Genomic DNA, 13,859 nt, shown 5'->3' with positions numbered 1-13,859 from the left:
CCACGGCTGCGCCTGAAAAAAATAATGCACCTGTGCAGGCTGCCCCTGAAAAGGCCGCAGCCAAGGCAGAAGCGGTTGTGGAAACCAAACCCGCCACCGCTGCCAAGCCTGCCGCCAAGCCGGGCCTCAAGCCCGCGCCCGACGGCGGTATGCTGCGCGAAATAACCGCCCGCCCCATGATGCAGGGCAACCCCTACCTGCCCATGGCCGCCACCGTGGCCGAGGTGATTCAGGAAACGGGCAACATCAAAACCCTGCGTGTGGTGCTGGACGATGAAGAAGCCATGAAGTCCTTTACCTACGAACCAGGCCAGGTGGGCCAGCTCTCGGTATTTGGCGCTGGCGAATCCACCTTTGTTATCAACTCGCCGCCCTCGCAGAAAAACTACCTCCAGTTCTCCGTCATGCAGGCGGGCGAAGTGACCTCGGCCATCCATAGGCTGTCGCCCGGCGACAAGGTGGGCGTGCGCGCCCCTCTGGGCAACCACTTTCCCTACGCCGACTGGAAGGGCAAGGACATCTTCTTTGTGGGCGGCGGCATCGGCATGGCGCCCATCCGCACCATCATGCTGCACGTGCTGGAACACCGCGCCGACTTCGGCAAGGTCAGCCTGCTCTACGGCGCACGCTCCCCGCGTGACATGGCCTTTAGCTATGAAACAGAAGACTGGCTGCGCCGCGACGATCTGGACTGCACCCTGTGCATCGACGCCCCCTTTGACGGCTGGCCGCACAAGGTGGGCCTGATCCCCAACGTGCTGCTGGAACTCAACCCCGATCCCAAAAACTGCGTGGCCGTGCTCTGCGGCCCGCCCATCATGATCAAGTTTACGGTGCAGGCCCTGCAAAAGCTCAACTTTGCGCCTGAAAACATCGTAACCACACTTGAAAAACGCATGAAGTGCGGCGTAGGTATCTGCGGTCGCTGCAACATCGGTGGCCGCTACGTCTGCGTGGACGGCCCCGTGTTCACCTGGCAAGAATTGCAGGATCTGCCGCCGGAACTGTAACGCATTGCGGCATGCCGCAGCGTGTTTTGCGGGGGGCTTCCGTGCTTGCCACTGGCAGCAGGGAGCCTCCCGCTTTTTTTGCCGCAAGGGCTCCCTGTGTTTGCCAAAGGCCGTGGGGCACTATCTGCCCGGCATATGTGCTCACGCTGACACAAAAACGCCTGTTGACAGGGCCGCCCGTGTGGGTCAAGGAAGTACAACACTTTCTTCAAGGGAGTATTCATGAAAAAGCTGCTCATTCTCTGTTGCCTGATGCTTGGACTGCCTGTGGCTGTTCAGGCCGGCAGCGACAAGATCGACCCCGCCACCTACGTTTGCGCCGAACTCATCACCCAGCCCATTGCCGATGGCGGCCAGCCACCTGTTTTTGAAGGTCTGCAAATCGACGGCTATGTGAGCGCCAAGATGGGCAATCCCATTGCCGATCCCGAAACCCTCGCCCCCATGCTGGGCCAGGTTTACGCCGCCTGCCAGGCCAACCCCACCAAGAAGGCCGCCACCGTGTGGCAGGAAGCCCGCAAGACCTTTCCCGTGGACACAACAAGCACCTGGCGTGCAGACAAGTCCCTGTGCAAGGATTACACAGCCAATCCTGACGACGGCAGCGGTTTTGTGATCTGGCTTGACGGCTACAACCAGGGCAGAAGCGACAAGCCTGCCTCGGTGCTGACAAGCGACGACACGCTCAAGGCCTACCTTGATGCCTGCTCCAAAAAGCCCGATGCCCTCATGCTGGACGTGCTGGCTGAAAGCGCTAAATAATTTTTGCAGCCATACACCCAAAAGGCCGCTGCTCTTCGTGAGCAGCGGCCTTTTTTACAGGATGTGGCAGGGCACACCGGCTGGCGCTAAAAAATGACCATGTAGAGCGGTATGGTTATCATGGAAAGCAGGGTTGAAATGCTTACGGCCTGCGCGCCAAATTCCGGGTCTGTATGATAGTGCGCGCTCAGTATGGCGGCTTGGGCCATTACCGGCAGTGAAGCCTGGATAATGAACACCTTGCCCATAAGGGCAGGCACGGGGAAAAAATACAGAAAGCCGCACATGACCAGCGGCCCCAGCACCATACGCCCCAGAATCAGCAGGGCCATGTCCTTGCTGATCCTGATACTGCGCAAGCCCATGTCATAAATGGAAATACCAATAAATATCATGGCCAGAGGCGTGGTCAGGTTGCCCAGCGAGCGCGCCACATTCTGCAAAAATTCCGGCAGTTCAACGCCCAGCAGGATCAGGCCGATGCCCGTCAGAAACCCCAGAAGCGGTGGCGAAAACACCTGTAGCAAGCGCGTGCGCAAGGGGATGCAGCACGTGTTGTCTGTAATGTCGCAGGTGATGGAATACTGCCCCACAGTCCAGAAAAATACAGTGCTGGCGGCATAATACAGCAGCACATAGGGCACGGATGTTTCGCCAAACAGGGCCAGATTGACGGGTATACCCACAAAGATGGTGTTTGAATTGGAAACACTGGCGCAGAACAGGCCAAAATGCTGCCGCTTGATGCGCGCAACCTTGGCAAGAATCACTGCCAGAATAAAGGTCAGCACCACCGAACCCAGCGGCAGCAGCGCCCCCCGTGCCAGCATGAGCAGCTCGTTGCGGTGGAACGAATGCATGATGGTGTACATGAGAAAGGGCGGCAGGGCTATCTGCGTGATCAGCCGTGGCAGCATGATGCGCGTTTCTGCGCCAAACCAGTTGCGCGCGGCCAGCATAAATCCCACAAAGCCCATGAGCATGAGCCCAAAAACACCACCCAACGCATGCAGAAACGCCATGTGTCCATTCCTTTGTAAACTGCCCCGGCACGAGAGGGCCACAAAACCCCCACAGGTCAGGCAGCTATGTTATCCGCTCCCTGTCCCATGGGGGTTTTGCATCATTCAGAGCAAATAGGCCTAAATATCCTTGTAGCGCCCGCCATTATCCGCAGAGCTGACCAGATACGCATAGCGCCGCAGCACCGGGTAGGGGCAGTCTTTTTTGGGAACCACAAGGGCGGCGCGGCGCTTTTCAAGCTCGGCCTCGTCCACCAGCAGATCAAGCTTGCGGTTGGGAATATCAATGCGGATGATATCTCCTTCCTGCACCAGGGCAATAACGCCGCCGTCTGCCGCTTCGGGCGAAATGTGGCCAATGGCAGCTCCGTTGGTTCCGCCAGAGAACCGGCCATCGGTCAGCAGGGCCACATCCTTGCCAAGGCCCATGCCGGTAATGGCCGCCGTGGGCGAAAGCATTTCACGCATGCCCGGCCCGCCGCGCGGCCCTTCGTAGCGAATCACCACGCCGTCACCGGCCTTGATCTTGCCGTCAAGAATGGCCTTCATGGCGTCTTCTTCCGACTCGAACACGCGGGCCAGTACGTCGCGGCACATCATTTCGGGGGCCACGGCAGACTGCTTGACCACAGCCCCGCCAGGGGCCAGGCTGCCGCGCAGAATGGCAATGCCGCCCTGCTTGGAGTAGGGATTGTCAATACTGCGGATAACCTCCGGGTTCAGAACACGGGCGTTCATGTCCTTGAGGTTTTCGCCCACGGTCTTGCCCGTGGCGGTCATGCAGTCCTTGTTGATCAGGCCCAGCTTGTCCAGCTCGGTCATGACGGCGGGTATGCCGCCCGCATTGTCGAGGTCAACCATGTAGTGCTTGCCCGCCGGGGAGAGCTTGCACAGGTTGGGGCTTTTTTTGCTCACCTCGTCAAAAATATCCAGGCCCAGCTTCAGACCGGCCTCGCCAAACACGGCGGGCAGGTGCAGCACGGTGTTGGTGGAACAGCCAAGGGCCATATCCACGGCCACAGCATTGGCAACCGACTTGGGCGTCACAATATCCAGGGGACGGATATTCTTGCGCAGCAGATCCATAACGTGCATGCCGGCCTTTTTGGCCAGGCGAATACGCGCACCGCTCACGGCGGGTATGGTTCCGTTGCCGGGCAGCGCCACACCAATGGTTTCGGAAAGACAGTTCATGGAGTTGGCCGTAAACATGCCCGCACACGCGCCGCAGCCGGGGCAGGCCCGTTCGGCCATGTATTCCAGCTCTTCTTCGGTCATGGCGCCGCTGCGCACCTTGCCCACGGCCTCAAACACGGTGATCAGATCGCCGCGCTTGCCGGGGCCGATATCGCCGGGCAGCATGGGGCCGCCCGAAACCAGCACCGAGGGAATGTTCAGGCGCATCATGGCCATGAGCATGCCCGGCACGCACTTGTCGCAGTTGGGAATAAAAACCAGCGCGTCAAAGGCATGGCCCCGCGCCATAATTTCAATGGAATCCGCAATGAATTCGCGCGAAGGCAGCGAAAAACGCATGCCTTCATGGTTCATGGCAAGGCCGTCGCACACGGCAATGGCCGGAAACTGCAAGGGCGTGCCGCCCGACATGCGTACACCGGCTTTTACCGCATCTGCCAGGCTGTTCAGGTGCATATGACCGGGAACAACTTCGCTGGCGGCATTCACAATACCTACCAGAGGACGATCCATCTCTTCTCTGGTGAGGCCCAGAGCATAGAGCAGGGAGCGGTGAGGGGCTTTTTCCAGCCCGGACTTCATTTTTTTGCTGCGTGCTTCATCATCCATGGCGGTATCCTTGTGGTATGAACAACAAACGTTCCCCTTGCGCCCGCAAGGGGAATGCCGATGGTACGGCAATTTTTTGCGCCCGTAAACACAGGCTGGCAGCCCACTGCCAGCAGAATCACGCTGCGGTTGAAGGTATTTTTTCCGCACAAGCCTCCGCGCTCTTGAGCGCGCAGCCGAAGTGAGCTAATTTCCCGGCATGCAAAGCTCTACCCCCACCCTGGCCCGCCGCTATATTTTCAAGCTTGTGGCCAACATTGCCTCCGTACCGGTCTACCTTGCCATGGAGGCCATTCTGCCCCGCGCGCTCGGGCCGCAGATGTACGGCAACTACAGCTTTGCCACCAACCTGTTCCAGCAGCTTTCCGGCTTTCTGGACATGGGCACGTCCACCTGTTTTTACAATGCCCTTTCGCGCCGTCAGGCCGAAACCGGGCTCATCGGCTTTTACATGCGCGTAACAGCGGTGGTCTTTGGCATTATTCTGCTGGCTGCCGCGCTGTTGCAGTTTCCTCTTGCGGGCGAGCTGCTCATGCCCGATGTGCCCCTGTGGCTGGCCCCTCTGGCGGCCATGTGGGCCTTTTTGACCTGGTGGGGACGCGTGCTCCGCTCCATGAACGATGCCGTGGGCGCAACGGTTGCTTCCGAAATGGTGCGTACTGCGGTATCACTGCTTACCGTGGGCTTGCTTGGGGCCATGTTCTGGGCCGACTGGTTGAACATCAACACCCTTTTTGCACAGCAGTACCTCATGCTTGGGGCCACAGCTCTTGGGTATTGGCTGGTAACGCGCAGTTACTGGCGCGAGGCTGGGGTTCCCCTGCATTTTCGCCTTACACCAGACCAGACCCGTACCTACGGACGCGAATTTTTCAACTACAGCCACCCGCTCTTTGTGCAGGCCCTGCTTTCCTTCCTGCTGCTTTCTGCCGAGCGCTGGCTGCTGCAATGGTTTGACGGCAGCGTGGAGCAAGGCTTCTTTGCTCTTTCCCAAAAGGTGAGCATGGCCTGTTTTCTTTTTGTTTCTGCCATGACACCCCTTGTGATGCGCGAACTTTCCATTGCCTGGGGCAATAACGACCGCGAAGCCATGGGCCGTCTGCTCACGCGTTTTGCGCCCTTGCTGTATGTGGTTGCCGCCTATTTTTCGTGCTTTACCCTGGCCGAGGGATCGGCCCTGGTTAATTTTTTTGGCGGCGCGCAATTTGCTGCGGCCACGCTGTCTGTACAGATCATGGCCCTGTACCCCTTGCATCAGGCCTACGGGCAACTGGCGGGTTCGGTATTCCATGCCACAGGCCGCACCAAGATTTTGCGCAACATGGCGGGTTTTGAGTGTGTGTACGGTTTCAGCACGGCGTGGTTTCTGCTTGCTCCGCCCGAATATTTTGGCCTGGGTCTTGGAGCCGTGGGCCTTGCCATCAAAACCGTGTGCGTGCAGATCATAACGGTCAACATCTACCTGTGGCTGGCCTCGCGCTTTATTCCTCTCAAGTTCTGGCGCAACGTGGCCCATCAGGTGTGGAGCCTTGCCGTACTTTTGCTGCTGGCCTTTGGCTGCCGCGCTGCCACGCTGCACCTTGGTCTGGGCGACATCGATTCCCTGCCGCGTTTTCTGGCATCGGGCGTTATGTACACGGTCGCCATCGGCCTGCTCTGCCTCAGCATGCCTGCGGTGATGGGATTTTCGCGGCAGGAACTGCGCGAAATTTTCATCCGCTTCAAAAAATCGCGTTCACGCAGCTGACCCGCTGCACAGAAATAAAGAAGGCCGGAATATCCGGCCTGCGTACATGCTTGTTTTAGAAACAGCACAAGCGAAAGGCCGGGAGTACCGGCCTTTCTTATTTATACCGCCGCATCCAGCAGCAGGTTGTCCCGATGGATAACCTCCGGGTAGTGCGCGTCGCCCAGAATGGCGGCAACTTCGTGCCTTTTCAGGCCCATGATCTTTTTGAGATCCGAGGCGCTGTAGTTGGAGAGGCCCACGCCAATGCTTTGCCCATCGTGCAGCACGCGCACCAGCGCACCCTGCTGAAAGCTTCCTTCAACGCGAAACACACCGCCTGGCAACAGGCTGCCGCCCTTGTGCAGCAAGGCCCTGGCCGCGCCCGCATCGACATGTACGCTGCCCGCCGGGTCAGACTGATAGGCCAGCCAGAACTTGCGGCGCGGTATGGCGTGCTGCGCCGGGCAAACCCATGTACCGCCGGTGAACGGCGCATGGCCTTCAGGAGCATCACAGACGCCGCAGGCCGCGAAGGCCCGCGTAATCACGTGAGGTTCACGGCCAGGCAAAATCAGTGTGGGTACGCCTATCTGCGCGGCACGGCGGGCCGCCAGCAGTTTGGAATACATGCCGCCCGTACCGACCGAAGTTTTGCCGCCGCACAGCTGCCCCAGATCAAGGGCGGCCACATCATCTATGTGGTCCAGTATGGGCGCATGCGGATTTTTTTGCGGGTCGGCAGCCAGCACACCAGAGGCGGAAGTGAGATTTATGAACAGATCCGCCCCGGTGAGGTTCACCAAAAGGCTTGCCAGACAGTCATTGTCGCCGAATTTCAGCTCGCTGATGGAAACGGTGTCGTTTTCGTTCACAATGGGCAAAACGCCCCATTCCAGCAGCTCGGCAAAGGTATTGCGCGCGTTGAGAAAACGCTGCCGTGCCCGCAGGTCCTCGCGGGTGAGCAGCACCTGGGCCGTAGGCATGCGGTGGGCAAAAAAAACCCTGTCCCAGGCTTGCATGAGCTGGCCCTGCCCCACGGCGGCTGCGGCCTGCCGGGCCGCGAGGCCTGTGGTTTCAACCACATGCCCGCGTGACGAAAGCGCTGCCCTGCCTGCGGCCACAGCCCCCGAAGAAACCAGCACCAAACGCCGGGATTGCGCGCTTTCTTCTGCATCGGCGGCCGTGCCCTGCGGCAGCAAGCTGCGCAGGCTGGCCAGCTGTGCGGCCAGATTTTCCAGCACGGGCACGCTCAGGCCGTTGGCATCGGTCAAAACCGCGCTGCCAACCTTAACAACAACAACCCGCGCCTGCGCAAGTACCCTTGCGCGTTCGTGCTGCCAGTCTTCCTTGGGGGCTGCCATAAATGCTCCACAGACCGCTATTCGCGGGTATAGATCACTTCAATTTCGGGGAATTCCTCGTCCTCGTCCCCGTCAATGTCTGCAAAGTGCAAAATGGGTGCATGGCTGCTGGTTACATCGCGCATGCGCCACAATTCTGTCACCAGAGGCTCGATATCGATACCGTCTCGCGCAGAAATAAAAAAGATGTTGCGCCCATCGGCCTCGGCGCGCGCCTTGAGTTCTTCCAGGCGTTCGGGCGTGACAAGGTCGATCTTGTTGACCACCTCGATCTGCTGGCGCTCACCAAGCTCTGGGTCAAAGTTGCGCAGCTCGTCGTTGATGAGGTTAAAGCCCGCCCAGGGGTCGTCGTCACCCACGTCTTCCACACTCAGAATGTGTACAAGAAAGCGTGTGCGTTCTACGTGCTTGAGAAAACGCAGGCCAAGGCCCTGCCCTTCGTGCGCACCTTCGATAAGACCGGGAATATCGGCAATGACCATGCGACGGTCGGGGTCATATTCGTCGATCATCACACCAAGGTTGGGCGTGAGCGTGGTAAAGGGATAAGCCGCAATCTTGGGCCGTGCCGCCGAAACCTGAGTGATAAACGTGGACTTGCCCGCATTGGGCAGACCCAACAATCCGGCATCGGCCAGAATTTTCAGCTCCAGGCGCAGATTTTTTTCCTCGCCCGGTTCGCCTGGCTGGCAAAAACGCGGCGCGCGCATGGTTGACGACTTGAAGTGTTCGTTACCCTTGCCGCCGCGACCGCCACGGGCCACCAGCACTTCGGCATCAGGGTCGCTGAGGTCGGCCAGCAGTTCTTCGCCGTCCGGGCCTTCGGCAAAAACCAGAGTGCCCACCGGCAGGTGCAGCACCATGTCTTCGCCCTTTTTGCCGTCGCACTGGCTGCCCTCGCCGGGGCTGCCATTGCGGGCCTCGTACAGGCGCTTGAGGCGAAAATCATAAAGCGACAGCAGGCGTCCATCGGCCTTCAGCAAAACAGAACCACCGTTGCCGCCGTTGCCGCCGTCTGGCCCGCCACGTGGCACGAACTTTTCGCGCCGAAACGAGAGGCAACCATGCCCGCCCTTACCGGCGCGCACCTGAATTCGAGCTTCATCCACAAATCGCATGGGGTATCCTTGCGGTCAGTCCGCGCGGTGTGACAGCTTTGCCGCCGCACCGTATTTTATATGGGGCTGCCGTTCCAAAAGTGCCGCAAGCCATGCAGCACTGCAAGCCAGCCCTTGGCAGCAGGCATTGCCCGCCGCTGCTGGCTGCTTTTTTTGGCGGTGGCACAACAGGCCACACATACCCCAGCACAAACACCGAAAGGGAAGAAGCCTCGCGGCCCCTTCCCCTCATCGGCAAATTCCACGCGGCCGCGCTTAGTCGGCGGCCGCTTCCACATGCACGCGCGTGTGAACGCGGCGCTTGCGGATATACTTCTCAAAGCGAACAACGCCGGCCACTTTGGCGAACAGGGTAAAATCCCTGCCCATGCCCACGTTTACACCGGGGTAAACGGTAGTGCCGAGCTGACGCACCAGAATATTGCCAGCCAGAACGCTCTGACCGCCAAAACGCTTTACGCCGCGGCGTTGGCCTTCACTGTCGCGGCCGTTGCGCGAAGAGCCGCCTGCTTTCTTATGTGCCATGGTAGCCTCCCTGGGGCGCCGACCCTATGGACCGGCGGGGCAGAATATAAATATAGCTCAACGTACCCTGCACGTGTGCAGAGCATTAATGACAAGCCATGCCCGCAGCTTGCCAGAACCTCGGAATAACCGGGCTCTAGACGTTGATGCTCTTAACGCGAATGGTGGTGTAATCCTGGCGGTGACCGCGCAGTTTGCGCGAGTCGTTACGACGCCAGCGCTTGAACACCTTGATCTTGGGTCCGCGCCCGTGATCCACCACTTCCGCCGTTACGGCGGCCCCGGCAAGATAGGGAGCGCCGACTTTGCATTCAGCGCCGCCGACCATCAGCACCTTGTCCAGAGAAATTTCACTTCCGGTCTGCACCGCAAGCTTTTCCACAACTACTTTGGAACCTTCTTCAACGCGGTACTGTTTTCCGCCGGTCTCGATAATCGCGTACATATCAACCTCCAAAAAGAGAAAGGCATATTTGCCCCACAGGCCGACAAATGTCAAGCGCGTTTTGCAGAATATTTTGCAAAACCCGCCAAACAGTCCGCGACTTGCGCGAAGGGAGAGAATACACAACTCCCCACTGGCCAGCAACCACTTTTTACGCCAGCCTCACCGCCCTTGCGCGCAGGACAGCCTGCTGCTATCTGTGTAGCGCCATGAATGCCCCTACCTCATTTATTATTGTAGATATCACCGCGCTCTCGCACGACGGACGCGGCATTGCCCGCCTTGCACCAACCGAGGGCCAGGGCCGAGGGGCTGTGGTTTTTGTTGCCAATGCCCTTCCCGGTCAGCAGGTTTTGGCCCGCGTTACGCGCCGCAAGGCTTCCTTTATGGAGGCCGAATGCCACGAGCTGCTGCGCCAGGCGCCCGACGCCGCACCGCCCATTTGCCCTCATCATGCCGAATGCGGCGGTTGCCCGCTGCAAACCATGCCCTACGACCAGCAGCTTTTCTGGAAGCGCACCATCGCCCTTGATGCCCTGAGCCGCATCGGCGGCCTTGACCGGGCAAAGCTTGAATCCATGCTGGGGGCGGTGACAGGCTCACCCGCGTTAACACGCTTCCGCAACAAGATGGAATTTGCTTTTGGCCCTGCCACGACACAGGGCGGCGAAATAAAACTGGGGCTGCGCAGGCGCAATGGCCGGGACGTGGTAACCGTGCCCAACTGCGCGCTCATGCCGCCCGAAGCGCTGCACATGGTGGATATGGTTGGCAACCTGGCAGCACAGAGCGGCCTTGCCGCCTACACACCGCCAGAAACGAGACCGGAAGTTCAGCACGACGGCGCCCCAGGCAGCAGAACAGAATCCCGGGCACGCGGCGCAGGCAGGCAGCGAGAGCGTGACCACCGTTACGCGCAGGCCCGCCGGGCCGCCCATCGCAGCCCTATGCCAGATATGGAAACCGTCGATCCGGGTTTTTGGCGGTTTTTTGTCTTGCGCAGGGGGCTGGCAGCAGATCTGCGCACCCCGCGCTGGTGGGCGCTTTGTATCACAAGCCCCGGCGATGCACAGCGGCGCGCCAAGGTTCGCGAGCTTGGCCGCGAGGTTCTGGCGAATTTTCCTCAGCTCTCGGCCTTTATTCATGAAGAGCGCACAACAGCAGACACCTTTGCCTTTGGTGAAAAGCGCGTACAGACGCTCGACGCCACCGGCTGCGAAAATCCTGCTGCGGCGCGGCTTTTTTTACCGCTGGACGGTACGTTCTTTGCCCTTGACGCGGCCTCATTTTTTCAGGTCAACACTGCTGCGGCGCAAGCCCTTGCCCGTACCGCCAAAAAACTGCTGACGGCCAAGACGAGCACCAGCCCCGCCGGCAGAGGCCTGCTTGACCTCTATTGTGGCGCTGGCGCGCCCGGCCTGTTGCTGGCACAAGATTACACCGCTCTGCTGGGGCTGGAGCAGGACAGCAAGGCCGTAAAGCTGGCAAAAATCAATGCCGCAAGCCACGGGCTGCACCACTGCCAGTACGAAGCCGGGGACGCAGCTCTGCGCCTTGAGCGTATCGCAACGTGCCCGCCTGATGGCTTGTGGCCGTCCATTGCCTGTGAGGGGCAACACGCCGCGCACGACAGCCAGACAGATGCCCCCAAGCCCGAAAACGAGGGTCTGGGGAGTGAAACGCTCCCCACCATTACCGACGCACTGGTTGACCCGCCAAGGGCCGGGCTTTCGCCTCGCGCGCTTAACGCCCTGCTGCGCATAGCCCCCCAGCACATCCTCTATATATCATGCAACCCCGCCACCCTGGCCCGTGACGCTGCCCAGATATGCAAGCATTACCGGCTGGAAGCGCTGGAAGCCGTGGATCTTTTTCCCCACACGCCACATCTTGAGTGCGTGAGCCTCTGGCAAAAGAAATAACCGTCACTTTTTGGGGGCTGCCGCATATTTTTTTGAGAGCTGTTTTTTGGTATCAACAGCCGCTTTTCTGGCCTTGAAAGCCACAAGGAATGCAGCGTAATCACAAGTTTCCGCCCAAAGTCATTGACGCGTCAGGTCGCCTGTGATAATTTGAACAGCGTTAAGGGGACCAAGACGAAACAGGTTCCGAGAGCCATGTGCGCGGAGGCCTTATGTCGTCGTTCAAGGATTTTCTTAAGCAGCAGCAAACCGGCATGGAAGCCATGGCCAATACAGGGGTCATCGGCCTGCATCTGGTAAGCGGTCCCGCAGTCGGTTTTGCCATGGGCTATGGCATAGACCACTGGTTGGGAACCGGCCCTTGGGGCAAGCTGGTTTTTCTGTTCATCGGCATTGCGGCGGGCTTTTTGAACGTCTACCGCGACACGCAGGCGCTGCTGCGCAAAATGGCAGCACAGGACGCCCGCCGAAAAGGCCTTGTGCCGGAACAGCAAAACGAAACGCCCCCTGCGGGGCAAGGCAAGAAAAACAGCCGTGCTCAGACTGAAACAGATGATACACAGCCTTGACGCCTGGCTTTGGCGGCGCGGCATAGACCATCCGGCTATACGCGTGCTGCTGCGTAACGAAATTTTGCTCGCCGCATCAGGTTTGCTGGTTGGCGGGCTGGCCTTTACGGCCACACCCTGGTTTTTCTGGTTTGGCGTGGGCCTGACAATCATGGCCTGGACTTTTTGGGGATTGGCGCGCTTTTTTTTGCGCAAGGGCCTGGGCGATTACAGCACGGCCTTTTTGCGGATAGTATTGGTGCGCTGGGTAGGCAGGCTTGTACTGGTTGGTGCGGTTCTTTATGTATCGCTGATTATTTACAAGGCGCCTGTATTTGCTCTTGTTGGCGGCATGGTTGCCGCAGGAGCCTGTGCTCTGGCAAGTTACGCACTGGCAGCGCGAAGCCCGCGACGCCGTGCAGAATAGGACAAAGCCAGCACGCTTGGCAGGGCTTGATGCCCAGGCCGCAAATTTTGGGGAATGGCCCGCACGGGTCTAACATTAACAGCCGCGCTTCGGCGCGTATCACCAGGAGGCATGGCTCATGGCAGGTGGTTTGCCGCATCCGGTATTGCTCTCCACATTTATGGGCATGGACGAGATCGCCATCGGTGGAAAGATGGTGGAATTCAAGCATGTGTTCTACTCCTGGGTCTGTATGGCCATTTTGTTCACCGTAGCGTTGATTATGCGCCGTCGGTTGACCATGGTTCCCGGAGGCCTGCAAAACTTTTTCGAAGCCTTGGTGGATACCATCGAGAACTTCATTCTGGCCACCATGGGCGATCACGGGCGCAAGTTCGTTGGTCTTCTGGCTGGCATGTTCATCTACATTTTTGGCATGAACCTCATGGGTCTTGTGCCCGGCTTTGACGCCCCCACGGCCAACCTTAACACCACCGTGTGCATGGCTGTATTCGTGCTGGTGTTCTACAACGCTGTAGGCCTGATTCGCTGGAAGTCGCACTACATCCATCACTTTACCGGCCCCTCCAAGGTGCTCATTCCGCTCATGTTTCCGCTTGAAGTGGTCTCGCATCTGTCGCGCCCGGTTTCTCTCTCACTCCGTCTTTTCGGTAACATCCGTGGTGAAGAAATCGTTATGGTGCTGTTCTTCGTAATGGCTCCCATACTCGGCACCCTGCCCATCTACGCCCTCTTCCTGTTGGGCAAGACCATGCAGGCCTTCGTGTTCTTCATGCTGACCATGTTCTACATCAAGGGTGCGCTTGAAGCTCCCGAGCATTAGGCCAATGGCCCAAGGCTGCCTGCGGCCTGCCGTTTGATTCGGCAAATTGCAGGACGTTTACACGACACATAGTGGGGAATGGTCTATAACGACCCAACAATACAACAGTGCAAGGAGTGTCTCATGCGTAAGTTTCTGATGATCGCCCTGAACACCGTGGCCCTTCTCGGCATGGCCAGCATGGCTTTTGCCGCCAACCAGCTCGACGCCTCGGCCCTGGGCTACACCTGCTTGGCCGCCGCCCTTGGCATCGGCATCGCCGCTTTCGGTTGCGGCATTGGTATGGGTCTTGGTCTGAAGGGCGCCTGCGAAGGCGTTGCCCGCAACCCTGACGTGAGCGGCAAGATCACCGGTACCATGA

At 59.1% G+C, this 13,859-nt stretch carries 14 protein-coding genes; 8 read left to right on the top strand and 6 right to left on the bottom strand.

Annotated features, from left to right (window positions below):
- Positions 1–149 precede the first annotated feature (149 nt).
- Together ACE3NW_RS10730 and ACE3NW_RS10725 are read left to right on the top strand one after the other, a co-directional pair.
- Positions 150–1,010: an FAD/NAD(P)-binding protein gene (locus ACE3NW_RS10730; RefSeq protein ID WP_291333890.1), complete on the top strand. Its 861-nt coding sequence runs from the start codon at positions 150–152 to the stop codon at positions 1,008–1,010.
- A 222-nt stretch (positions 1,011–1,232) separates the two neighbouring features.
- Positions 1,233–1,772, top strand: coding sequence for a hypothetical protein (locus tag ACE3NW_RS10725; protein ID WP_374283225.1), 540 nt, complete (start codon positions 1,233–1,235; stop codon positions 1,770–1,772).
- An 86-nt stretch (positions 1,773–1,858) separates the two neighbouring features.
- On the opposite strand, the gene ACE3NW_RS10720 is transcribed toward ACE3NW_RS10725, so the two are convergent.
- Together ACE3NW_RS10720 and ilvD are read right to left on the bottom strand one after the other, a co-directional pair.
- On the bottom strand, positions 1,859–2,794 hold the full coding sequence (locus tag ACE3NW_RS10720; RefSeq protein WP_374283223.1) for an AEC family transporter: 936 nt from the start codon (positions 2,792–2,794) through the stop codon (positions 1,859–1,861).
- A 120-nt stretch (positions 2,795–2,914) separates the two neighbouring features.
- The gene (ilvD, locus tag ACE3NW_RS10715; protein ID WP_374283221.1) at positions 2,915–4,600 is read right to left on the bottom strand and encodes a dihydroxy-acid dehydratase; all 1,686 of its coding nucleotides are present in this window, start codon (positions 4,598–4,600) and stop codon (positions 2,915–2,917) included.
- A 199-nt stretch (positions 4,601–4,799) separates the two neighbouring features.
- Here ilvD and ACE3NW_RS10710 point away from each other — a divergent pair, with 199 nt between their 5' ends.
- Entirely contained in the window at positions 4,800–6,347 is a 1,548-nt protein-coding gene (locus tag ACE3NW_RS10710) for a lipopolysaccharide biosynthesis protein (protein ID WP_374283219.1), read from the top strand.
- A 101-nt stretch (positions 6,348–6,448) separates the two neighbouring features.
- Here the strand turns inward: ACE3NW_RS10710 and proB are convergent, their stop codons facing one another.
- The 4 genes from proB to rplU form a co-directional block, all read right to left on the bottom strand.
- The gene (gene proB, locus ACE3NW_RS10705; RefSeq protein WP_374283217.1) at positions 6,449–7,690 is read right to left on the bottom strand and encodes a glutamate 5-kinase; all 1,242 of its coding nucleotides are present in this window, start codon (positions 7,688–7,690) and stop codon (positions 6,449–6,451) included.
- 17 nt (positions 7,691–7,707) lie between these two features.
- Positions 7,708–8,808, bottom strand: coding sequence for a GTPase ObgE (gene obgE / locus ACE3NW_RS10700; protein ID WP_374283215.1), 1,101 nt, complete (start codon positions 8,806–8,808; stop codon positions 7,708–7,710).
- Between the two features lie 255 nt (positions 8,809–9,063).
- A complete protein-coding gene (gene rpmA, locus ACE3NW_RS10695) occupies positions 9,064–9,333 on the bottom strand; it encodes a 50S ribosomal protein L27 (RefSeq protein WP_192112631.1) in 270 nt (89 codons plus the stop codon).
- A gap of 136 nt (positions 9,334–9,469) precedes the next feature.
- Positions 9,470–9,778 carry a 50S ribosomal protein L21 gene (rplU, locus tag ACE3NW_RS10690; RefSeq protein ID WP_374283212.1) on the bottom strand — a complete coding sequence of 103 codons (309 nt, stop codon included), beginning with the start codon at positions 9,776–9,778 and terminating at the stop codon, positions 9,470–9,472.
- Positions 9,779–9,987: 209 nt separating this feature from the next.
- On the opposite strand from rplU, the gene ACE3NW_RS10685 reads away from it, so the two are divergent.
- From ACE3NW_RS10685 to ACE3NW_RS10665, 5 genes are all read left to right on the top strand, one after another.
- Entirely contained in the window at positions 9,988–11,700 is a 1,713-nt protein-coding gene (locus ACE3NW_RS10685; protein ID WP_374283210.1) for a class I SAM-dependent RNA methyltransferase, read from the top strand.
- Positions 11,701–11,912: 212 nt separating this feature from the next.
- Positions 11,913–12,269, top strand: coding sequence for an AtpZ/AtpI family protein (locus ACE3NW_RS10680; protein ID WP_374283208.1), 357 nt, complete (start codon positions 11,913–11,915; stop codon positions 12,267–12,269).
- Positions 12,235–12,675 (top strand): hypothetical protein, encoded by a 441-nt coding sequence (locus tag ACE3NW_RS10675; protein ID WP_374283206.1) that lies wholly within the window; start codon positions 12,235–12,237, stop codon positions 12,673–12,675. The genes ACE3NW_RS10680 and ACE3NW_RS10675 overlap by 35 nt, the downstream gene beginning before the upstream one ends.
- 118 nt (positions 12,676–12,793) lie before the next feature.
- Positions 12,794–13,498: a F0F1 ATP synthase subunit A gene (gene atpB, locus ACE3NW_RS10670; RefSeq protein WP_374283204.1), complete on the top strand. Its 705-nt coding sequence runs from the start codon at positions 12,794–12,796 to the stop codon at positions 13,496–13,498.
- A gap of 123 nt (positions 13,499–13,621) precedes the next feature.
- Positions 13,622–13,859 (top strand): ATP synthase F0 subunit C (locus ACE3NW_RS10665; RefSeq protein ID WP_374283202.1); only part of this gene is annotated, 238 nt, incomplete at its 3' end.

The organism is Desulfovibrio sp., from assembly GCF_041907885.1.
GTDB lineage: Bacteria > Desulfobacterota > Desulfovibrionia > Desulfovibrionales > Desulfovibrionaceae > Desulfovibrio.
Note: the sequence above shows the minus strand (reverse complement) of the source record. Positions and strands in the feature narration are given on the sequence as shown.

What these genes read in the sequence shown, in the direction of transcription:
- ilvD (WP_374283221.1), bottom strand. Translation starts at nt 4,600, where the DNA reads ATGGATGATGAAGCACGCAGCAAAAAAATGAAGTCCGGGCTGGAAAAA.
- atpB (WP_374283204.1), top strand. Translation starts at nt 12,794, where the DNA reads ATGGCAGGTGGTTTGCCGCATCCGGTATTGCTCTCCACATTTATGGGC.
- rplU (WP_374283212.1), bottom strand. Translation starts at nt 9,778, where the DNA reads ATGTACGCGATTATCGAGACCGGCGGAAAACAGTACCGCGTTGAAGAA.
- ACE3NW_RS10720 (WP_374283223.1), bottom strand. Translation starts at nt 2,794, where the DNA reads ATGGCGTTTCTGCATGCGTTGGGTGGTGTTTTTGGGCTCATGCTCATG.
- obgE (WP_374283215.1), bottom strand. Translation starts at nt 8,808, where the DNA reads ATGCGATTTGTGGATGAAGCTCGAATTCAGGTGCGCGCCGGTAAGGGC.
- rpmA (WP_192112631.1), bottom strand. Translation starts at nt 9,333, where the DNA reads ATGGCACATAAGAAAGCAGGCGGCTCTTCGCGCAACGGCCGCGACAGT.
- ACE3NW_RS10725 (WP_374283225.1), top strand. Translation starts at nt 1,233, where the DNA reads ATGAAAAAGCTGCTCATTCTCTGTTGCCTGATGCTTGGACTGCCTGTG.
- proB (WP_374283217.1), bottom strand. Translation starts at nt 7,690, where the DNA reads ATGGCAGCCCCCAAGGAAGACTGGCAGCACGAACGCGCAAGGGTACTT.
- ACE3NW_RS10685 (WP_374283210.1), top strand. Translation starts at nt 9,988, where the DNA reads ATGAATGCCCCTACCTCATTTATTATTGTAGATATCACCGCGCTCTCG.
- ACE3NW_RS10710 (WP_374283219.1), top strand. Translation starts at nt 4,800, where the DNA reads ATGCAAAGCTCTACCCCCACCCTGGCCCGCCGCTATATTTTCAAGCTT.
- ACE3NW_RS10680 (WP_374283208.1), top strand. Translation starts at nt 11,913, where the DNA reads ATGTCGTCGTTCAAGGATTTTCTTAAGCAGCAGCAAACCGGCATGGAA.
- ACE3NW_RS10730 (WP_291333890.1), top strand. Translation starts at nt 150, where the DNA reads ATGCTGCGCGAAATAACCGCCCGCCCCATGATGCAGGGCAACCCCTAC.